Origin of the sequence: Micromonospora sp. NPDC047738, assembly GCF_040642675.1 — a bacterium.
GTDB lineage: Bacteria > Actinomycetota > Actinomycetes > Mycobacteriales > Micromonosporaceae > Micromonospora.
The window spans coordinates 70,581-90,706 of sequence record NZ_JBEYSO010000007.1; the positions used below are offsets into that span (position 1 = coordinate 70,581).

The 20,126-nt window shown below is 73.1% G+C and carries 23 protein-coding genes; 16 read left to right on the forward strand and 7 right to left on the reverse strand.

Annotation, left to right across the window (positions count from 1 at the left end; genetic code table 11):
* Positions 1-2: 2 nt before the first annotated feature.
* The gene (locus ABZ783_RS13795) at positions 3-1,262 is read right to left on the reverse strand and encodes an Hsp70 family protein (protein WP_357437322.1); all 1,260 of its coding nucleotides are present in this window, start codon (positions 1,260-1,262) and stop codon (positions 3-5) included.
* A gap of 291 nt (positions 1,263-1,553) precedes the next feature.
* On the opposite strand from ABZ783_RS13795, the gene ABZ783_RS13800 reads away from it, so the two are divergent.
* The 3 genes from ABZ783_RS13800 to ABZ783_RS13810 all read left to right on the forward strand — a co-directional run bounded on the left by ABZ783_RS13800 (position 1,554) and on the right by ABZ783_RS13810 (position 5,945).
* Positions 1,554-2,516 carry an IniB N-terminal domain-containing protein gene (locus ABZ783_RS13800; protein WP_357437324.1) on the forward strand — a complete coding sequence of 321 codons (963 nt, stop codon included), beginning with the start codon at positions 1,554-1,556 and terminating at the stop codon, positions 2,514-2,516.
* Between the two features lie 106 nt (positions 2,517-2,622).
* Positions 2,623-4,482 carry a dynamin family protein gene (locus tag ABZ783_RS13805; RefSeq protein WP_357437327.1) on the forward strand — a complete coding sequence of 620 codons (1,860 nt, stop codon included), beginning with the start codon at positions 2,623-2,625 and terminating at the stop codon, positions 4,480-4,482.
* The gene (locus ABZ783_RS13810) at positions 4,479-5,945 is read left to right on the forward strand and encodes a dynamin family protein (protein WP_357437330.1); all 1,467 of its coding nucleotides are present in this window, start codon (positions 4,479-4,481) and stop codon (positions 5,943-5,945) included. The genes ABZ783_RS13805 and ABZ783_RS13810 overlap by 4 nt, the downstream gene beginning before the upstream one ends.
* Here the strand turns inward: ABZ783_RS13810 and ABZ783_RS13815 are convergent.
* The 3 genes from ABZ783_RS13815 to trxA all read right to left on the reverse strand — a co-directional run bounded on the left by ABZ783_RS13815 (position 5,859) and on the right by trxA (position 7,720).
* Entirely contained in the window at positions 5,859-6,761 is a 903-nt protein-coding gene (locus ABZ783_RS13815) for an MFS transporter permease (protein WP_357437333.1), read from the reverse strand. The genes ABZ783_RS13810 and ABZ783_RS13815 overlap by 87 nt on opposite strands.
* Entirely contained in the window at positions 6,758-7,198 is a 441-nt protein-coding gene (locus ABZ783_RS13820; protein WP_357437335.1) for a hypothetical protein, read from the reverse strand. The genes ABZ783_RS13815 and ABZ783_RS13820 overlap by 4 nt, the downstream gene beginning before the upstream one ends.
* 159 nt (positions 7,199-7,357) lie before the next feature.
* A complete protein-coding gene (trxA, locus tag ABZ783_RS13825; protein ID WP_357437338.1) occupies positions 7,358-7,720 on the reverse strand; it encodes a thioredoxin in 363 nt (120 codons plus the stop codon).
* Positions 7,721-8,265: 545 nt separating this feature from the next.
* Between trxA and ABZ783_RS13830 the strand changes: the two genes are divergently transcribed.
* The 11 genes from ABZ783_RS13830 to ABZ783_RS13880 all read left to right on the forward strand — a co-directional run bounded on the left by ABZ783_RS13830 (position 8,266) and on the right by ABZ783_RS13880 (position 16,734).
* Positions 8,266-8,781 carry a MaoC family dehydratase gene (locus tag ABZ783_RS13830; RefSeq protein ID WP_073840021.1) on the forward strand — a complete coding sequence of 172 codons (516 nt, stop codon included), beginning with the start codon at positions 8,266-8,268 and terminating at the stop codon, positions 8,779-8,781.
* Positions 8,782-8,956: 175 nt separating this feature from the next.
* Positions 8,957-9,448, forward strand: a complete 492-nt coding sequence (locus ABZ783_RS13835) for a hypothetical protein (protein WP_357437341.1) — start codon at positions 8,957-8,959, stop codon at positions 9,446-9,448.
* A 49-nt stretch (positions 9,449-9,497) separates the two neighbouring features.
* Complete coding sequence (locus ABZ783_RS13840) at positions 9,498-10,121, forward strand: RNA methyltransferase (RefSeq protein ID WP_357437343.1); 624 nt, start codon at positions 9,498-9,500, stop codon at positions 10,119-10,121.
* A gap of 74 nt (positions 10,122-10,195) precedes the next feature.
* A complete protein-coding gene (locus ABZ783_RS13845) occupies positions 10,196-10,882 on the forward strand; it encodes a DUF6758 family protein (RefSeq protein WP_357437882.1) in 687 nt (228 codons plus the stop codon).
* Between the two features lie 114 nt (positions 10,883-10,996).
* On the forward strand, positions 10,997-11,155 hold the full coding sequence (locus ABZ783_RS13850; protein ID WP_007455302.1) for a hypothetical protein: 159 nt from the start codon (positions 10,997-10,999) through the stop codon (positions 11,153-11,155).
* Positions 11,156-11,161: 6 nt separating this feature from the next.
* Positions 11,162-12,037, forward strand: coding sequence for a PH domain-containing protein (locus tag ABZ783_RS13855; RefSeq protein WP_357437346.1), 876 nt, complete (start codon positions 11,162-11,164; stop codon positions 12,035-12,037).
* Positions 12,038-12,141: 104 nt separating this feature from the next.
* Positions 12,142-12,834: a SigE family RNA polymerase sigma factor gene (locus ABZ783_RS13860; RefSeq protein ID WP_357437348.1), complete on the forward strand. Its 693-nt coding sequence runs from the start codon at positions 12,142-12,144 to the stop codon at positions 12,832-12,834.
* A gap of 67 nt (positions 12,835-12,901) precedes the next feature.
* The gene (locus tag ABZ783_RS13865) at positions 12,902-14,170 is read left to right on the forward strand and encodes a hypothetical protein (protein ID WP_357437351.1); all 1,269 of its coding nucleotides are present in this window, start codon (positions 12,902-12,904) and stop codon (positions 14,168-14,170) included.
* A 55-nt stretch (positions 14,171-14,225) separates the two neighbouring features.
* On the forward strand, positions 14,226-15,092 hold the full coding sequence (locus ABZ783_RS13870; protein ID WP_357437353.1) for a PHP domain-containing protein: 867 nt from the start codon (positions 14,226-14,228) through the stop codon (positions 15,090-15,092).
* 31 nt (positions 15,093-15,123) lie between these two features.
* The gene (locus ABZ783_RS13875; RefSeq protein WP_357437356.1) at positions 15,124-15,738 is read left to right on the forward strand and encodes a MarC family protein; all 615 of its coding nucleotides are present in this window, start codon (positions 15,124-15,126) and stop codon (positions 15,736-15,738) included.
* A gap of 168 nt (positions 15,739-15,906) precedes the next feature.
* Positions 15,907-16,734: a PD-(D/E)XK nuclease family protein gene (locus ABZ783_RS13880; RefSeq protein ID WP_357437884.1), complete on the forward strand. Its 828-nt coding sequence runs from the start codon at positions 15,907-15,909 to the stop codon at positions 16,732-16,734.
* Between the two features lie 35 nt (positions 16,735-16,769).
* Here ABZ783_RS13880 and map read toward each other — a convergent pair whose 3' ends face one another.
* Positions 16,770-17,552, reverse strand: coding sequence for a type I methionyl aminopeptidase (gene map / locus ABZ783_RS13885; RefSeq protein WP_357437358.1), 783 nt, complete (start codon positions 17,550-17,552; stop codon positions 16,770-16,772).
* Positions 17,553-17,618: 66 nt separating this feature from the next.
* Between map and ABZ783_RS13890 the strand changes: the two genes are divergently transcribed.
* Complete coding sequence (locus tag ABZ783_RS13890; RefSeq protein WP_357437361.1) at positions 17,619-17,921, forward strand: helix-turn-helix transcriptional regulator; 303 nt, start codon at positions 17,619-17,621, stop codon at positions 17,919-17,921.
* Between the two features lie 129 nt (positions 17,922-18,050).
* On the opposite strand, the gene ABZ783_RS13895 is transcribed toward ABZ783_RS13890, so the two are convergent.
* Both ABZ783_RS13895 and ABZ783_RS13900 read right to left on the reverse strand, forming a co-directional pair.
* On the reverse strand, positions 18,051-18,905 hold the full coding sequence (locus tag ABZ783_RS13895) for an oxygenase MpaB family protein (RefSeq protein ID WP_357437364.1): 855 nt from the start codon (positions 18,903-18,905) through the stop codon (positions 18,051-18,053).
* 93 nt (positions 18,906-18,998) lie between these two features.
* Positions 18,999-19,427, reverse strand: coding sequence for a Fur family transcriptional regulator (locus ABZ783_RS13900; RefSeq protein WP_357437366.1), 429 nt, complete (start codon positions 19,425-19,427; stop codon positions 18,999-19,001).
* Positions 19,428-19,632: 205 nt separating this feature from the next.
* Between ABZ783_RS13900 and ABZ783_RS13905 the strand changes: the two genes are divergently transcribed.
* Positions 19,633-20,115, forward strand: coding sequence for a DUF2231 domain-containing protein (locus ABZ783_RS13905; protein WP_357437368.1), 483 nt, complete (start codon positions 19,633-19,635; stop codon positions 20,113-20,115).
* Positions 20,116-20,126: the final 11 nt, after the last annotated feature.

Genomic DNA, 20,126 nt, shown 5'->3' on the forward strand with positions numbered 1-20,126 from the left:
GGTCATCCTTCGCGTCCCCGGCCCCGGGCCAGCGCCAGGCGGGACGGCTTCGGCAGGTTCAGCGGGGCGATCCGGATCGGCGGGCGGGGTGGTGGCTCGCCGTGGGGGGCATGATGCGGCTCGCTGTGCCGCGCCGGGACGCCCGCCGTCCCGGCGCCGCTGACCGGCGTGGACGGGGGCGCCGGCACCGGCCGGCGGCGCGGGGACACCACCTGGCAGGCGGCGAGGGCCGCCCCGGTGGCGGCGGTCAGCTGGGGATCCGGCTCCACCTCGACGGGGACCGGAAAGGCCGCGGCGAGCAGCTCGCGGACCAGCGGGATCCGGGCGGAGCCACCGGCGAGGAGGACCCCGTCGAGCTGCGCGGGGGTCAGGCCGGCGGAGTGTACGGTCCGCACCAGCAGGTCGACGGTCGCCCGCACCGCCGGTCGGATCAGGTCCTCGAACTGCGTCCGGGTCACCGGCACCCGGACCGGTCCCGTCGGCAGGGCCAGCATGACGTCGGTCGCCGTACCGACGGTCAGCTCCCGCTTGACCCGGTCGCACTCGCGTAGCAGCCCGTGCGGCGTCGGGTGGGTCTCCCGGCGGGCCGTGCCCGTGAAATCCCGGCCGAGCACGGCACGGACGTGCTCGGCGAGCGCCTCGTCGAAGTCGGTGCCGCCGAGGGGGTCCAGGCCCTGGGGAAGGCCGAACGCCTCGTAGGTGCCCTGCGGGTTGCGGCGGACCAGCGCCGCCTCGAAGGTGCTGCCGCCCAGCGCGTAGACCGCGGCGGTGGTGCCCGGGAAGCCGCGTGCCGCGTGGTTCTCGGCGACCGTGACCGGGTGCGGGAGCAGCGTCACGTTGCGCAGGTCGAGGTGCCACAGCGCCCGGCGCAGCAGGTCGCGCCGGTGCGAGCCCCACCCGGCGGGGTGGCTGAGCACGACCGCCTCGGCGAACCCGCCCTCCCGGGCCGCGACCCGCTCCACCACCCACGCCGCCAGCTCCGCGATCAGGTTCTCCGGCGGGCACGGCTCGCCGCCGAGCAGCAGGGGCACGTCGTCGCCGATCCGGCGGACGAAGTCCCGGGTGGTGCGGGCGGGGTCGTCGACGGCGGGCTGGCCGACTGTGAGCGACCCGTCCGGCGACAGGTGCAGCACCGACGGTACGACGGGTTCCCCGGCGTCCAGCGCGACCACCTCAGGTCGGGCCCAGGTCTCATTCCGCCGTCGGGCGACTGCCGCGACTGTGCTGGTGCTTCCGATGTCCATCCCGAGGACGTACGGCATGTGTTTCTTCCTCCACCGTGAGTGGCCCTGGCGACGGTGTCGGTAACCGTGGCGACCCACCCCCGGCGAGCCCCGTGGGCTCCTACTTTCGTACCAGAGATCGCTTCCGTCCCGGTACCCTAACTCTGGCCGGCCCGGCTCCCCCTCTCCCCCTAACGAACGAGGGGGGGAAGGCCCTAATCCGCTCCCGGCCGGTTTCGGGTCGCTCCCCGATGACCACAGCGGCCCCCGCTCATAGCGTCACTGTGGAAGCACGACGGTGCTGACGCTACGTTCGAGGAGAACTCCCCCATGGATTCGCAACAGAGCCTGCACGTCAACTCGCAGCAGTCGGTGGACTCGTCCCAGACGCTGCACGACTTCGTGCTCAACCTGCTCACCGACCCGGACGCCCGGTCGGCCTTCGACCTCGACCCGGAGGGTGCGCTGCAGGCCGCGGGGCTCACCGACGTCACCGCCGCCGACGTGCAGGACGTGGTGCCGCTGGTGGTCGACTACGCCGCCCCCGGGGCGGGCCTCGCGCCGCTGGCGCCGGTGGCCGGGCAGCTCGGGCTCGACCCGCTGGCGAGCGACGCCACCGACGTGGTCGGCCAGCTCGCGGCCGCGCCGCAGCAGATCAGCGTCAACAGCACGTACGCCGGGGTGGACGTCTCGGCGGGTGCGCTGGGCGCCATCGCGGTCGACCCGGCCGGCCTGTACGCCGGGGCGGCCGTGCTGCCGGGGATCGGGCTGGGCGTCGGGCCGGGCGGCCTCGCGACCGACCTGACCGGGGCGCACGACGTCGCGCACACCCTCGACTCCGACGTGGTGGGCGCGGTGGACACCGCCGTCGACCCGGTCGTCGGGGACCTCGCCGGTACGGCGGGCGACCCGCTCGGCACCGCCACGGGCACCGGTGTGCTGCCCGGCGACGGCGCGCTCGGCGGTGACCTGGGCGTCCTCTCCGGCGCGCACGCCCAGGTCAACGGCGTGGTCGGTTCGCTCGGCGTCGACCACACCCTGGGCGGGCTCGGCCTCGGTGACGGCGCGGGCGGGGTCGTCCCGCCGGTCCACGTGCCGGCCACCGTGGACGGCGTCACGCAGCAGGTGAACGGCACGCTGTCCGGCGTCACCGGCACGGTCAACGGGGTTTCCGGCACGGTCGGCGGCCTCACCGCCGGGGTGACCGGTGACTCCGGGGCTCACGGCAGCGCCACCGTCCACGGCGACGTGCACGCCTCCTCCGACGGCGGTCTGCTGGGCGGTCTGCTCTGACGGAGGGCCCCCGAACAGGAGCGGAAGGCCGGCTCGCCGGCCTTCCGCTCCTGTGTTGGTTCGGGCCCCTCTTGATAATTGAGCCGAAATCCGCACACTTGGTGCGGTGATCGCGGCGATCTGGCTGGACGTACTCGACGAGATCGCCCGTACGTGCAGCGCACACGGGCGAGGTGACCTGCTCCAGACGGTGCGGCAGAAGCGGGTCCAACTGCTGGACCCCAGGTTGCGGGTGCTCATCATCGGCGAGTCGCACCAGGGCAAGAGCCAGCTGATCAACGCCATCATCAACGCGCCGGCCTGCCCGGTCGGCGACGGCCGCACCACCGTGCTGCCGACCGTGGTGCAGCACGCCGAGGTGCCGTCGGCCGCCGTGGTCCAGGCCCCGCCGGCGACCCCGGGCCGGTCCGCCGGCAGCGCGGTCCCGGTGACCACCGAGCGGATCCCGGTACCGCTGGACAAGGTCGCCGCGGGAGTTGCCGGCACGCTCGGCCGTCGGGCCGGCGGCGGTCCGGCGCATGTCGAGATCGGACTGCCCCGGGCCCTGCTCGGCACCGGACTGGTGCTGGTGGACACACCCGGCACCGACGAGGTCGCCGCGCTCGGCGCGGCCGGCCCGACCGCCGCGCCGGCCTGGGCGGACACCGTCCTGCTGGTCTCCGATTCCACCCGGGAACTCTCGGCCGGCGAGCTGACCATGCTGCTGCACCTGGCCCGGTCGCACCCGAACGTGGTGGTGGTGCAGACCAAGACCGATCTCGTACCGGACTGGCGCGCGGTCGCCGAGCGCAACCGGCAGCACCTGGCCGACGCGGGTGTGCCGGCGCCGGTCATCCCGGTCTCGGCGGTCCTGCGGCTGCGTGCGGCCGTCGTCGACGATCGGGAACTCAACGCCGAGTCCGGCTTCCCCGTGCTGATCGCCCGGTTGCAGCGGGACCTTGCCGGCAAGTCCGACCGCCTGGCCCGGGCCGCGGTCGGCGTGATCGCCCGGACCGTGGTGGAGCAGCTCGCCGCACCGCTGCGGGCCGAGTTGGCGAGCCAGGAGGCCGAGGAGCAGTCCGGTCCGATCTCCCGGCTGCACGCGGCCCAGCGCGAGGTCGACGAGCTGCGTCGCTGCTCGATGAGGTGGCAGAACACGCTCGCCGACGAGATGGCCGACCTGCTGTCCGACATCGAGTACGACCTGCGCGACCGGACCCGGCAGATCCTGCGCCAGGTCGAGGAGGCGTTCGACGAGGCCGACCCGCTGGTCGGCTGGGACGCCTTCCAGGAGTGGCTGGAGCGCAGCCTGGTGGAGGCGGCGGAGGCGAACCACGAGTGGCTGGTCCAGCGCTGCGACTGGGCCGCCCGCCGGGTGGCCGACACCTTCGCCCGGTACGGCGGTGACGTGCTGCCGCCGTGGTCCCTGGCGGCACCACCGGACCTCGCTGACCGGCTGCCGGAGATCGAACGGCCGCAGATCGACCGCTTCACCCCGAGCCAGAAGCTGATCACCGGCATGCGCGGCTCGTACGGCGGCCTGCTGATGGTTGGTCTCGCGACGACGCTGGCCGGGATGCCGATGATCAATCCGCTCTCGATCGGCGTCGGTGCCCTGTTCGGCGGCAAGAGCATCCACGACGAGAGTCGACAGCTGCTCCGCCGCCGCCAGGCGACCGTCAAGACGGCGATCCAGCGGCACGTCGACGACTTCTTCGTCCGGGTGACCAAGGAGCGCCGGGACGGTGCCCGGCAGGTGCAGCGGATGCTGCGGGACCACTTCAGCGCGCTCACCGAGGAGCTGCAGGAGGCCATCATCCGGTCGTTCCGCAGCGCCAAGCAGGCCGCCGACACCGACGCGGCCGCCCGCGACCAGCGGCAGCGCGAGATCCGGCTGAAGATGACCCGGCTGGCCACGCTCTTCGAGCAGGCCCAGCAGTTGACCGGCGGGCGGCCCGCCCCGGCGTCGCTGGGGCCTCGGGCATGACCGTCGGGCTGCGGCTGGACGAGGCGGTGTGGGGGCTGCTGAACCAGGCCCTCCAGCTCTACGGTGACGACCCGCGGGCGGTCGACCATCTCCGGCACCAGCTGGCCAGGCTGGAGGAACCGCTGCGGATCGCGGTCGTCGGCCCGTGGCGGTCCGGCAAGTCGACGCTGCTGAACGCGATCATGGGCGAGGAGGTCGCGCCGGTCGACGGCGTGGACGGCAGCACGGTCTTCACCTGGTACGAGGACGGACCGCAGCCGAGCGCCACCGCGTACTCGACCAGCCATCCGCCGCAGGAGCTGGCGATCGCCAAGTCGGCCACCGGGATGCGGGTGGACCTCGTCGGCTGGCGGGCGGGCGAGCTGCGGGACATCGTGGTGCAGTGGCCGACCCGGACCCTGCGCCAGGTGACGCTGATCGACACGCCGGCCACCGGCCTCGACGAGCAGGGCCGGGCGCCGGTGATGGAGCGCGTGCTGCGGGACGCGGACGCGGTGCTGTACCTGACCCGCGACGGCCGCGAGAGCGACCTGCGGGCGCTGGAGACCAGCCGGGAGAGTGCCGTCGGGCAGGCCGCCGCCGTGAACGTCGTGATGGTGCTGTCCCGGGTGGACGAGACCGGCGGCGGGCGGATCGACGGGCTGCTCACCGCCCGCCAGCTCGCCCGGCGGCAGCAGCGCGACCCGCGGGTGAACGCGCTCTGCGTGCAGGTCGTCCCGTGCAGCGGCCTGCTCGGCCTGGCCGGTCGGATCCTCAGCGAGTCGGACTACGCCGTGCTCGCGGCGCTGGCCCGGGTGGCTCGTCCGGAGCTGGACCCGCACCTGCTCTCCGCCGACCGCTTCGTCCGCGGCGAGCTGCCGATCCGGCTGGACCCGGGGGTACGCGCCGCGCTGCTGGACCGGCTCGGGCTCTTCGGGCTCCGGCTGGCCACCACGCTGGTCCGTACCGGCTGCGACAGCCGGGCGAAGCTCTCCGCCGAGCTGATCCGGCGTAGCGGCCTGACCGAGCTGCGCGAGTCGATGGCCCGCTCCCTCATCGACCGCCGGGACACGCTCAAGGCGCGCTCGGCGCTGGCCGCCGTGGAGGCGCTGCTGCGGGCCGAGCCCGTCCGGGGCGCGGACGAGCTGCTCGGCCGGGTCGAGCAGATCCTCGCCGGGGCGCACGAGTTCCGTGAGCTGCGCCTGCTCGCCGCGCTGCGCACCAACCGGCTCGGCTTCGACACCGAGCTGGCGGCCGAGGCGCAGCGGCTGGTCGGCGGCGACGGGGTCGGGCTGGCGGCCCGGCTCGGCGTCGAGCACGACGCGACCGTGCAGCGGCTCTGGGAGGTCGCCGCCGAGGCGCAGTGGCGGTGGCGGAAACGCGCGGAGGACCCGCTGCTACGACTGGGCCAGCGGCGCGGCGCTCAGGTCGTCGTCCGTAGCTGCGAGGGGATGATCGCCGAGCTGGCTGAGGGGGGCCGGTGACCGCCGGCGGCGCAGCAGGCTGAGCGGGCGGACCCGCTCCAGCGGCAGGAAGCTGGTCATCGCCACCAGGTGCGGCGCGAACGAGATGGTGATCGTCGCGATGGTCACCAGGTGGAACGAGTAGAAGAAGCCGACCACGGCCAGCCGCCACCGCTGCGGCAGCACGAAGACCAGCGGGCTGAGCAGCTCGAAGGCGAGGATGCCGAACTGGGCGACGATCAGCAGGTGCGGCACCTGGGCGATCAGGTCGGCCAGGTCGGTGCCGCGTCGGATGATCGCCCGGGCCAGCACCGAGCCGGTCGCCCAGTCGAGGCCGCCGAAGCGGAACTTGGCCCAGGCGGCCAGGAAGTACGTGCAGATCACCGCGATCTGGGTGACCCGCAGCGCCCAGCCGCCCGCCTGGGTACGCGTGGGGTCGCCGTGCCGGGCCCGGCCGGCGGTGGGCAGGGCGGCCAGCGCGACGAGGAGCCCGAACCGGTCGTGGTCGACCTTGCCGTAGCTCATCGCCACGATCATCCACTCGAAGTAGAGGGCGAAGACCGTCCAGCCGAGCAGGCGCGGCGCCCGCCCGGTCGCGGCGAGCAGGGAGACCACCAGCAGCACCCAGAAGATCACGCCGACCAGGGCCGGGGTGGGGGTGGGCAGCGGGAGCAGCCGGCCGATCAGCAGCGGCTGGTAGAGGTCGTCGGGCACGTCGACGCGCGTGCGTACCCAGGGGGTGAAGACGACCAGGTCGGCGGCGACGAAGAGGTAGACGAGGGTCCGGAAGGCGGCGACCCGGCCGCGCGGGACCGCCTCGGTCAGCCAGCGGGTCACGGGTTGGCCTGCCAGCGGACGGCGGTCTGGTCGGTCCAGCGGCCGGTCGGGCGGCCGCCCTGGATGTCGTACCAGCGGATCACGATGCGGACCTCGACCACCGCGGGGGCGGCCGGGTGCCGCTCGGCGTACGCGTCGGCGACCCGGCGCAGCAGACTCGGGTCGGCGGCGTAGCGGTCCTGCTGGCCCTCGATCTCGGCGCGGCGGATGCCCGTGGCGTCCTGGCCGAGCGGGACCACCGCGCCGGTGCGGTCGACCCCCTCGACCCGGGTGTCCGGGGCGGGTGCGTCCGGCGGGTCGGAGGTGGAGTACATCCGGAACGGCCCGAACGGAAAGTCGTCGTCGGTGCCCCGGACGGTGCCGGCGAGGAGCAGCGCCAACCCGAGCACGGTGGCGCCCAGCCGGACGGCGCTGCCGCGGGTGGTCAAGGTCTCCATCGGCTGGTCACGATACGGGACCGGACCCTCCCGGGGCCTCCATCCGTCGTCCAGTCCTCGCTGGCCGTGTCGCTGCCTGTCGTACCCGCTCTAGGGCGTGTGACGGCGACGGCCGGGCCCCGGGAGCGGGACCCGGCCGTCGCCGGAGTCAGCGGTGGGTCAGTGCTTGTGCTCGGCCATCTGCTTGCGGACCTCGTCCATGTCCAGCTTCTCGACCTGCTCGATCAGGTTCTCCAAGGCGGACTCCGGCAGTGCGCCCGGCTGGGCGAAGACGATCACGCCGTCCTTGATCGCCATCACCGTGGGGATCGAGCGGATGTTGAACTTGGCGCCGAGCTCCGGCTGCGCCTCGGTGTCGACCTTGCCGAAGACGATGTCCGGGTGCTTCTCGGACGAGCGCTCGTAGACGGGGGCGAAGCGCTTGCACGGACCGCACCAGTCTGCCCAGAAGTCGAGCAGGACGATGCCGTCGCTCTCGGTCACCTCGTCGAAGTTGGCTGTGGTCAGCTCAACCGTTGCCATTGCACTCTCCGATCAGCGCGGATTGCCTACGTCCGGTGGAACCAGGGCGGACGTCCTTCCATTCCCGTGACGTACGCGACGAAACGCAGCGCAGTGCCTCGGTGACCCTGGGGGTATCGAACCGAATCTCTTCCATCGGGCGTGCGGATCGCAAGTGCACGTCGCATTTGCGTGACCACGCGTGATGGGAGCGCTTCCAAAGGAATCGACGCGATCGAGCTTCGCAGATCAGCAATTTGCCGCTTGACAAGGAGCTATCCGACGTGCAGAGATCGCTTCCGGAGCGTACGTCGGTCACGCACGGTGTTGTTACAAAAAGGTAAATGTGACCTCCATCTCTGTCGGCGCGGCATTGCCGTACGGCAGAATCTTGGGCATCAGAGCGTGGGCGGCGGGTGCCGGGGAGGGCCCCGCCGCTCATTGCGTCTCCCCCCGGGCGGAGCCCGGTGTGACATTTCCTCGCCGCCAGCGCCCCTGTCGCCGCCTTAACAAGCGGTAAGGCATGCTGTGCCGAACTCCATCGCCGCCCGTCGAAGGGGACAAGGATGCAGTTCGGCCGCTACTACGAGGAGTTCGAGGTCGGTGCGGTCTACCGGCACTGGCCGGGCAAGACGGTCACCGAATACGACGACCACCTCTTCTGCCTGCTCACCATGAACCACCATCCGCTGCACCTGGACGCCCACTACGCGGAGTCGGCGACCCAGTTCAAGCGGAACGTGGTGGTCGGCAACTACATCTACTCGCTGCTGCTGGGCATGTCGGTGCCGGACGTCAGCGGCAAGGCGATCGCCAACCTGGAGATCGAGTCGCTGCGGCACGTCGCCCCGACCTTCCACGGCGACACCATCTACGGCGAGACCACGGTGCTGGACAAGCGGGAGTCCTCCTCGAAGCCGGACCGCGGCGTGGTCGCGGTGGAGACCCGGGGCTACAACCAGGACGGCACCCTGGTCTGCGTCTTCCGCCGCAAGGTCATGGTCCCCAAGAAGGAGTACGCAGCCGCGGCCGTGCCCGAGGGCGTCGATCCGGAGCGGCCCAGCTTCCCTGAGCCGCGCTGACCTGCCGACGTATGGCGCGAAGGACCCCTTTCCGATCCGTGGGGAAGGGGTCCTTTTCCCGTTCCGGGGCATATGCTGGCGCCGGAGGTCCCCCGATGAGCGAGCGCAGCGAGCGAATCATTTGGCTCAGCGCGTCGGTGCCTCATGGTGCCGCGGAGCGGAGCGGAGCAGCGGCATGAGGCCCTCCGTCGCCGGAGAGCCCCCCTCCTCCGGACGTCGGGTCGCCCCGCTGACCACCGCCGTCTACTCCACGGCGGAGTGGGACCTGTTGACCGACCTGCCGGGTCGGGTCCTCGTCGCCGCCGCCTCGCCCGGGCCCGGACGCCCGCCGCGCGGGGTCGCCGCCGGGCTCGCCGGCCTGGACGCCGTGGCCGCCGGCCGGGCCTTCGACAGCGACCTGGTCCGGGCCGTGGTCTCCGCGATCTACGCCCGCCACGACGGTGCCGCCGACCGCGACGAACGCCTCACCGACCTGGTCGACCTGCTCGCCGCCTGCCGGGCCGCGGTCCGGGTGCTCCGGCGGCGCGCCGATCCCGCCGACGGGGCGGCCTACCGGCAGTGGGTGGAGTCCGTCGCGGCCCGGGTCTGCCGGGCCGGGGACGCCGGGGCGAGCCCCGCCGACCGGCGCTTCCTCGACCGGCTCGCCGGCGCGCTCGACCTGCGCTGACCGGGGTCACCGGCGGCGCGGCCGGTCCGGGCCGTACGCTCTGGAAACCGTGACCGACGACCAGCTCGACGTGGGTGTGGGGCCGTGGCCCGGCGACCCGCCGGACGACCCGCGGTACGACCCGGAGCTGCTCGCCGAGGGCGACCGGCGCAACGTGGTGGACCGCTACCGCTACTGGCGGCGGGAGGCCGTGGTGGCCGACCTGGACCGGCGCCGGCACGACTTCCACGTGGCCATCGAGAACTGGCAGCACGACTTCAACATCGGCACGGTGGTCCGCAACGCCAACGCCTTCCTCGCCGCCGAGGTGCACATCGTCGGGCGGCGGCGGTGGAACCGGCGCGGGGCCATGGTGACCGACCGCTACCAGCACGTCCGGCACCACTCGACGATCGACGAGTTCGTCGGGTGGGCGGCGGCGCAGCGCCTGCCGGTGGTCGGCATCGACAACCTGCCCGGCTCGAAGCCGCTGGAGAGCAGCACCCTGCCGCGCCGCTGCGTCCTCCTCTTCGGCCAGGAGGGACCGGGGTTGTCCGACGTCGCCCGTGCCGCCTGCGACCAGCTCTTCTCCATCGCCCAGTACGGCTCGACCCGGTCGATCAACGCCGGAGTGGCCAGCGGCATCGCCATGCACGCGTGGATCCGCTCGTACGCCGGACCACCGCCGGACTGACCGGTTTCCCGGATCCCGCCGCTCCGCTTGACGCCCCGCCGCCCTGGGGTGACGGTGGGAACGTGAGTGTCGCGGTGAGTTGTCCGAGGTGCGCGGGCCCAGTCCGGGAGCCGGACCTGATGCACGGTGAGTCCCGGTGCCTGCGCTGCGGTCCCGTGCCGCCGCTGCACGTTCCCGAGCGCATCGGCGCCGGGATCCTGACCAGCGTGGTGGAGCGGGTGGCCGCCGACGGTGAGTCGACCGACCGGCGGGGGGTGCCGCTGTGGTGCCCGTGGCCGCTGCCCGCCGGGTGGACGTTGACCGGGGTGGCCTGGGCGGGGGACGACCGGAGCGGGGTGCGTGCCACGGCGGTGGCCTGCGCCGGACCGGCTCCCCTCGACGGTGGACCGGCCGACCTGCTCTTCGTGGCCGAGGAGCCGGGCGTCGGGCTCGGGTCCCGGTTCGCCGGGCTGCCCGGTCCCGATCCGGGGCCGCAGGTCGCGGAGGCGCTCACGGACCCGGGCCCTGGCCACCCCGAACGCGTGCCGCACGCCAAGATCCGGGTGGGCGGCCATCCCACTCCACTGTGGCTCGTGAATTCCCCCACGGATCGAAGTGCGTACGCCGGCGAGGCTCGGGGAATGTGGCTGCATGCGATAGCCTGGCCGGCGAGTGCGGGTCACCTCCTCGCGGAAGAAGTCGTGCTGCGCGACCTCACCGAGTGGACTCCGCCCGAACTCGTGTACGGCGCACCATCCCCGTACCTGCACGGGCGGGCCTGACCGGCCAGCACGGACGGGTCGGGGAACGTACGCAGATATTCACTGTACGACACCATACTGATACTCTGGGTGCCACTGCGGTAAACCCGGCGCCGCGCGAGAGGATGGCCCGCCATGGTCAAGAAGGTCCTCACCTGGGCCGGCATCGCATTCTTGATCTTCTTTGTTGCCTACCGGCCGAACTCCGCCGCCGACGTCTTCAAGTCCCTCGGCGGCGGCATCATGGACATCGCCCAGGGCTTCGGCGACTTCTTCACCAGCCTGGTCGCCTAGCCACCGATGGGAAGCCCCTCCGGTCCGCCCTACGACCCCGACGACCCCGATCGGGAGCGCCGGGAACGCGACACCGAGCCCATCCCCCGAATCGACCCCGACGACGGTCCCGGCTTCGCCGCGGGGGCCGGCTACGGCGAGGGTCCCTCCCTTTCGGAGGACGCCGCCTTCGGTGACGGCCCCGGCTACGCCGGCGAAGGCCGCTCCGGCCGCGCCTGGATCCGCGACCCCGAGGGTGGCTACCAGCCGCCCCCGATCAGCGAGGAGGAGTTGGCCGGCCTGCGGGGCGACGCCTCCGGCGGGGCACCCCGCCGGGTGCTGCCACTGGAGGACGAGCCGAGCCCGCTGGCCGCGCGCTACCTGTTCCCCACCGAGCGGTTCCGGGGCGAGTGGAAGCGGCACTGGGTCTACATCGCCAAGCCGCTGATCATCGGCATCCTGGCCACCTTCATCCTCGGCTACCTCTCCGGCTTCCTCGCCGGGCGGCAGACCGGGGCGCTGACCACCGTCGCCGTGCTGCTCTGGTTCCTCGTGATCGGCTGGGTCGCCTGGCAGGTCGCCGAATGGTGGTACAACCGCTTCATCCTGACCAACAAACGGGTGATGGTGGTGGACGGCATCGTCACCCGGCGGGTGGCCATGATGCCGCTGGTCCGGGTGACCGACATGAAGTACGAGCAGTCCCCGGCCGGCCGGGCGCTCAACTACGGCACCTTCGTGCTGGAGTCGGCCGGTCAGGAGCAGGCGCTCCGTGAGATCAAGAGCCTGCCCAACCCGAACGAGCTCTATCTGCGCGTCGTCGAGGAGATGTACGAGCCGCAGGCCGTCGAGGCCCGGTTGGGCAAGGAGGCGGACGAGGCCAAGGCCGACGACGGCGCCTGAAACTTTTCGTCCGAACATCGGATGAACTGCAACACCATTTGCCGTCGACCCGGCACCCCGACACGTGGCAACCTGCCAGGCAGGACGGGGGCGCGGAGGTGAGCGTGGCGAGCAGGGACCCGCTGGAGGAGGAGTTCCGCGAGTTCGTCGCGGCCCGCTCCGGCGCTCTGCTGCGCACCGCGTACCTGCTGACCGGGGACTGGGCGACGGCCGAGGACCTGCTCCAGACCGCGCTGACCAAGACGTACCTGGCCTGGAAGCGGCTCGGCGGGATCGAGGCCATCGAGCCGTACGCCCGCCGGGTCATGGTCAACACCTCGACGAGCTGGTGGCGGCGCCGGTGGCACGGTGAGCGCCCGACCGAGGTGCTGCCCGAACGGGCCGGGGCCGACGAGATCGAGCAGCAGCTCGACCGGGACGCGCTCTGGCGGCACCTCCAGGCGCTGCCGGCCCGGCAGCGGGCCGTGCTGGTGCTCCGCTTCTACGAGGACATGTCCGAGGCGCAGACCGCCGCACTGCTGGAGATCTCGCCGGGCACCGTGAAGAGCCAGACCTCCCGCGCGTTGAACACCCTGCGCCGCCGGCTGGGCTCCGAGGCGGCCCTGGGCCTGCCCGCCGAGCCGGCGGAGGCGGCGCCGGTCCGGCCCGCGCCGCGTACCGCCGCCGCACCGGTGCGGCCGTCGCCGCCGGTCGAAGCACCGGCGGCCAGCCGCCCGCCGGTGGTCCGGCCGGCCCCGCTCTCCGGCGGCCCGGCCGCCGTCCGCCGTGCCGCCACCGTCCCGGTGGAGACCCGATGAGCGAGCGATCCATCAGGCTCAGCGCGGTGATGCCGCACGGCGCTCCCCAGCGCGGCGAGGAAAAGTCATGAGCAGTACGCCGAACTCCTGCGACAACCGGACGGGCGGCCCGGAGCGTTCATTCCCCGTGAGCGAGGACGAGCTGGAGCGGGCGCTGCGGGAGACGTTCACCCGTCGCGCCGAGACGCCGCGCCCGCTCGCCGCCGATCCGGCCGGGTTGGCCATCCGGCGGGCCCGCCGGACCGGCCGGCGTCGCGCGCTGACCGGCCTCGCCCTGGCCGGGATGGCCACGGTGCTGGTCACCACCGGCATGGCCCAGCTCGGCGGGCCGGCCGGCCAGGGGACCACCCCCACCGTGGTGCTCGGCGACCCGCGCGGCTTCACACCCTCCCCGCTGTCCACCGCGTCCACCGCCGTGCCGGCCCCGCCGGATCCGGTCCGCGCCGAACTGGACCTGCTCGTCGGCTCCTGGCTGCACACCAGCGGGGGCGAGCGCCGCGAGCTGACCGGCGCGGGCCCGATCGAACGGGCGCAACGCGTCCCCGACTACGGCGGCTGGCTGATCACCTCGGCGGCCACCGCGGCCGGCCGTACCCTCTGGTGGGTGCCGCCCAACGGCAGCCCTCCGCAGGTGCTGCTGGCCGGCGCGGACGCCGTCGCGGTCGCGGTGGACGGGCGGCAGGTGGCCTGGCGCGACGGCGCCGAACTCCGCGCCGCCGGCCTGGTCGGTGGCCAGCTCGTCGCGACCACCGGGGCGGCGGCCCCGGACGGGGCGGTGCCGGTCGGCTTCGCCGGCGACGCGGTCCTGATCCGGCAGCCCGGCACGGGCGGATTCAACGTCTGGCGCCGGGCGGCGGGCGGCGTGCCGGGCGCCGCGAACCGGGACGTGCTGAACGTCTACGGCGCGCTGCCCGACGGCCGGGTGGTCGGGCAGGTCTCCGCCGGTACGCCCCGACGCCCCTGCCTGGCCCTGCTCGACCCGGCCCGCGCCCTCAGCACCGTCCGCACCGGCTGCGGGCCGGCACTCGCCACCGACGGCCTCGGCGGGGTCTCCGCCGACGGGCGGTGGCTGCTGGTGAACGGCACGCGGAAGAACGCCCTCCTGGTCGACCTGAACACCCTGGGCGCGACCGTGTCGGCCCGCCCGGCCGGGCCGGCGGTGGCCGGCGCGGTGGCGTGGAGCCGTGCCGGGGTGGCCCTGCACGTCGACGCCGCCGGCCAACTGGTCCGGGTACGCCCGGACCGGGTGCTGGCCGGCGAGCGCCCCACCGGGTTGCCGGTCGACGGGGTCGCCGCGGGCGAGCGCCCGGTGGTGGTGGCCGACACCCGCTCCTGACCCGGCTTACCGCCCGCAGCGGCGGGTGGCGTGGTCGGGCGGTAGCGTCGGCGGGGTGACCTCGGCCGCCCGGATCGACCTGCACGCGCACTCCACCGCCAGCGACGGCACCCTCAGCCCCGCCGAGTTGGTCCGGGCCGCCGCCGAGGCCGGTCTCGACGTCGTGGCGATCACCGACCACGACACCACGGCCGGCTGGGACGCCGCGGCTCGCGCGCTGCCGTCCGGGCTCACCCTGGTCCGGGGCGCGGAGGTCTCCTGCCGCTGGCACGGCGTCGAGCCGGCGCTCCCGCTGCACCTGCTCGCGTACCTCTTCGACCCGGCGGAGCCGGAACTGGTCGCGGAGCTGGCCCGGGTCCGGCGCGCCCGGGAGGAGCGCGGCGAGCGGATCGTCCGGCTGCTGCAGGCCGACGGGATCAACGTGAGCTGGCGGGAGATCCTGGCCGGCGCGGCCGGCGGGGCCGTCGGCCGCCCGCACATCGCCCAGGCGCTGATCCGGGCCGGGCTGGTCGCCACCACCAGCGAGGCGTTCGGGCCGGACTGGTTGGGGGAGCGGTACCGGCTGCCCAAGGAGGACATCGACGTGTTCCGGGCGGTGGCGCTGGTCCGGGCGGCCGGCGGGGTGCCGGTCTTCGCCCACCCCCGGGCCAGCCGGCGCGGCCGGATCGTGCCGGACGAACTGGTCGCGGAGCTGGCCGCGGCCGGGCTGGCCGGCCTGGAGGCCGACCACGAGGACCACACGCCGGCCGAGCGCGCCCACGTCCGCGGGCTCGCCGCCGAGCTGGGACTGCTGGTCACCGGGTCGTCGGACTTCCACGGGACGCACAAGACCGTCCGGCTCGGCGCGCACACCACCGATCCCGAGGCGTACGAGCGGATCGTGGCCGCTGCCACCGGAGTGACCCCGATCGCTTCAGGCTGAAGCCCCCGGGCGGCGCGGCTACCGTGTCCGCGTGGATCTCAAGCTCTTCGGCGAGGTCTTCGTGACCCTGCTGGTGATCGTCGACCCGCCCGGCATGTTGCCGATCTTCCTGGCGCTCACCGGTCCGCTCGCCGCCCGGGACCGGAACCGGGCCGCCTGGCAGGCCGTGGCGCTGGCGCTCGGGGTGATCGTGGTGTTCGCCGTGGCCGGGCAGACGCTCCTGGCCTACCTGCACGTCTCCCTGCCGGCATTGCAGGCCGCCGGCGGGCTGCTGCTGGTGCTGGTCGCGTTGGAACTGCTGACCGGCAAGGCCGACGACCCGAGCCAGCCGGCCACGTCCAATATCGCCCTGGTTCCGCTGGGCACCCCGCTGCTGGCCGGACCGGGCGCCATCGTCGCCACCATGCTCTTCGTGCAGCGGTCCGGCGGGCCCACCGACTACCTCGCGATCGCCCTCGCGATCGTCGCGGTGATGGTCACGGTCTGGCTGGCGCTGCGCTTCTCCGGCGTGATCGTCAAGATCCTGCGGCCGGGTGGCATCGAGGTGCTCACCCGGATCGCCGGCCTGCTGCTGGCCGCCATCGCGGTGCAGCTCATCGCCGACGCGATCGCCGCGTTCGTGACCCACTTCATCACCACGGGCTGACCCCCGAGGCCTTGCTGCCGGCTGCGTCGCCGGCCCGCCGGCGGCGGGCTGTCGTACCGGGATGGCAGGATCGCAGGCGTGCGACGACCCTCCCCGACCGGACGACCGACCGGTGGCCACCCGCCCCGGCCCCGCGCCGAGCAGGCCGAGCAACTCGGCTTCGAGGGCATGCCGGAGCGGCTCTTCGTCTGCACCCCCAGCAAGCTCGGGGCGTATGTGGACTGTCCCCGGCGCTACCGCTACGCGTACGTCGACCGGCCCGCGCCGCCCAAGGGCCCGCCGTGGGCGCACAACTCGCTGGGCGCCAGCGTCCACACCGCCCTGAAGAACTGGTACGCGCTCGCGCCGGAGCGCCGCCGCCCCGAGGTGCTGGCCACCCTGCTCAAGGGCACCTGGGTGCGCGAGGGCTACCGCGACGAGGAGCAGGAGCGGGACGCCTTCCGCCGGGCGCTGGCCTGGCTGGAGTCGTACGTCGCCGGCCTCGACCCGACTGACGAGCCCGTCGGGGTGGAGCGGGTCGTCGCCGTGAAGACCGCCGTGCTCGCGCTCAACGGCCGCGCCGACCGGATCGACTCGCGTCCCGGCCCCGACGGGCGACCCGAGCTGGTCATCGTCGACTACAAGACCGGCCGCACCGGGCTGGACGCCGACGACGCCCGCGGCTCGCAGGCCCTGGCCCTCTACGCGTACGCGGCCGAGCGGGTGTTCCGCCGGCCGTGCCACCGGGTCGAGCTGCACCACCTGCCCACCGGCACGGTCGCCGCGCACGAGCACACGCCCGAGTCGCTGCAGCGGCAGCTGACCCGGGCCGAAGAGACCGCGCGGGACATCATGGCCGCCGAGCGGGCGGTCGCCGACGGCGCCGACGCCGACGAGGAGTTCCCGGCCACCCCGGGGCCCCGCTGCGGCTGGTGCGACTACCGGCGCACCTGCCCAGCCGGCGCGCAGACCCCGGGCAAGGACCCCTGGGCGGCCATGGACCGCCATTCCAGCTGAACTTTTGGGAGCGGGGGACGCGGATGGCCGTCACCTCACGGTCGCGCCTGCTTCGGCAAGGTGAGGACTTCGGCGCCGTCGTTGGTGATAGCGATCGTGTGCTCACTGTGCGCTGTCCGGCAGCCTGTCGCGCTTCGGAGCGTCCAGCCATCGGCATCGGTGACGAGCTCGGCGGTGTCCGCCATGACCCAGGGCTCCAATGCCAGCAACAGCCCAGGGCGCAGCCGGTATCCGCGACCGGGCCGCCCCTTGTTCGGGACGTGCGGGTCCTGGTGCATCGTCGACCCGACGCCATGACCGCCGAACTCGGTGTTGATCGAATATCCCGCCTCGCTGAGGACCGAGCCGATGGCATGGGAGATGTCACCGATGTGGGCCCCTGGTCCGGCCGCGGCAATCCCTGCGCTCAATGCGCGTTCGGTCGCGCTGATCATCGCAACGCTCTCCGGGGGGTTCGAGTCGCCCACGATGAAGCTGATGGCGGAGTCAGCGACGACTCCGCCTTTGCAGACGGCGAGGTCGAGCGTGAGCAGGTCGCCGTCGGCAAGCGGGTAGTCGTACGGCAGTCCGTGGAGCACGGCGTCGTTGACTGACGTGCAGATGTAGTGGCCGAACGGCCCACGTCCGAAGGACGGCTCGTAGTCGACGTAACAGGACTGTGCTCCGGCCTCGGTGATCATGGCCTGGGCCCACCGGTTGATGTCCCGGAGGTTCGTGCCTACCTCGCAGCGACTCCTCAGCGTCTGCAAGATGTCGGCGACCAGGGCGCCTGCCTCTCTGGCTCGGGGCAGTTCGGTGGGGTTCAGGATCTCGATCATGCGGTGCCCTTACTCGTGCAACCAATAAATATCCCGGCCATATTATCCCGGTACTAGAATCGGGCCATGGTCAGGTTGCCGCTCACTCCCGCGGAGGTCGAACGCGGACAGCGCCTCGGCGCCCTCCTGCGTCGAGCCAGGGGAGAGCGTTCGATGCTCGGCACCGCGCTGGACGCAGGTGTCTCGCCGGAGACTCTTCGGAAGATCGAGTCCGGTCGCGTAGCCACCCCTGCCTTCCCCACCATCGCTGCGATCGCCGACGTCCTCGGCCTTTCCCTCGATGCGGTGTGGTCGGAGATCAACCAGTCAGACGGCGGGGTCGGGCTCGCAAGATCAGGGCGATACGAAGGTGAGCGGTTGGCCTCGTGAGTCTCGATCCCGCAGCTTCGTTGCCGTTGCCGACGATGGAGATCACCTGGCGAACGCCTGCGAGGACTCGCCGTCGAGGCGCCGGCCGAGCGCGACGCCGTTCTCGACCAACGTCCCCGGTCCGGACAACTAGGCGGCGAGGCCGAGGCGGGCGGCGCGTTCCTTCGCGGCCTGCTGCAACGGCCCCACCCGGTAGCGGCGCGGCAATGCCGCCAGGGCGAGCCGCAGCGCGCGGACGCTGAGATCCGCCGAGAGCGCGGTGGTGGGCAGGCCCAGGCCGCCGTACAGCCGGCGGGCCCACGCCGGCAGCAGCGCCATCGCGGTGCCGGCGATCCCCAGGTACGCCCAGCGCGCCGGGCCGAGATGCAGGCCGAGCTTCACCGGCCGGCTGAGCTTCCACGGGATCGGCGGAGCGGTCAGGAAGAGGGCCGTCTCCGCCGCCTCCCTGGTCATCCGCAGGTCGGCACGGATCCGCCGGTAGTAGTCGGCCACCTCGGCGGCGGTGCCCGGCACGTCGGCCGGGTCCAGCCCGACCAGGGCCGCCGCCCGGCGCTGCTCGGTGTAGTAGCCGTCGATCTCGGCGTCGGTCAGGGCGAGGCCGGCTCGCCGGGCGGTGCTGACGAACGACTCGACCTCGGTGACGTGCACCCAGCGCAGCAGCTCCGGGTCGTCGATCCGGAACTCCTCCCCGGTGGACGGGTCGGTGGCTCGCATCCGGGCGTGCAGCGTACGCAGCCGCCGGCCGGCGGCCTCCGCCTCGGCGGTGGTGCCGTAGATCGTCGTCGCCACGTAGGTGGCGGTACGCACCAGCCGGCCCCACGCGTCGGTGCGGTAGTTGCTGTTCTGGGCGACCCCGGCCATCGCCCGGGGGTGCAGCGCCTGGAGGTAGAGCGAGCGCAGGCCGGCGACGATCAGGACCGGCTCCTCGTGCACCTTCCACGTGACCGATCCGGGACCGAAGAGGCCGAGGTCATCCGAGTCCACCGCCCAAGAGTGCCACGCTCCGGGCCACCCTCGCGGTCCCGGGCCGCAGTCGCCGAGCAGCAGGGACGGCGGCCCGACGAGCGTGCATCTCTGTCAGTCGTCGGCGGAGCGGCGGCCCTGGCAGGCGGGGCAGAGCCCCCAGAAGGTCACTTCCGCCTCGTCCACCTCGAAACCGTGCGCGGGGCTCGGGTCCAGGCAGGGTGCCAGGCCGGTCGCGCAGTCGACGTCGGCGATCTCGCCGCAGCCCCGGCACACCACGTGGTGGTGGTTGTCGCCGGCGCGGGCCTCGTACCGGGCCGGGCTGCCGGCCGGCTCGATCCGGCGGGAGAGCCCCGCGCGGGAGAGCGCGCCGAGCACGTCGTAGACGGCCTGGGTGGACACCGAGTCGAGCCGCTCGCGGACCCGACGGGTGATCTCGTCGACCTCCAGGTGACCGCCGGCGGCGAGCACCTCCAGCACGGCGAGCCGCGGTCGGGTGACCCGCAGGCCCTTCGACCGGAGCAGTTCCTCACCGCTGGACATGCAGCAATGACAGCACGGGCCCCGACGGCCGACAAGTGAAGTCCGGTAGGGGGTGGCCGCGACCACAGGCCGGGCGGGGACGTCGCCGGGGTGGACTGAACCGGTCGGACGGGTTGCGCGTGTACCGGTTCGTCAGCTCCGTCACGCGCATTTGATCGACGTACGCTGGCTGCCGCGGAAGCCGCATCCATTGCCGGAGGTGTCGGTGTTCAAGGAAATCAACGGTCTGCCGGGCCACGTCCTGATCGTGCACGCCGTCGTGGTGTTCGTCCCGCTGTTGGCGCTGCTGGCCGCCGCCTACGGGCTGTTGCCCCGGTGGCGGCCCCGCTTCGGGTGGGCGGTCGCGGTCCTCGCCGTGGTGGCCCCGATCGCGACCTTCCTCGCCACCGAATCGGGCGAGGCGTTCGAGGAAGTCCAGCGGAAGAGGGGCGTGGGTGGCGAATTCCTCCAGAAGATCCACGAGCATTCCGAGTACGGCGACACGCTGCTCTGGTTCACGCTGGGCCTCGCGGTGGCGGCCCTGGTGCTGTTGGCAGTGACCTGGAACACCCCCTGGGTGGCCCGGCTGCCTTCCTGGCTCAGCTGGCCGGTGACCGGTGTCGTGATCGTGCTGTCCGTGTTCGCGCTGGTGTATGTCTATCTGACCGGCGACAGCGGTGCCCAACTGGTGTGGAGCGGCCAGGTCTGACACCGGACGGC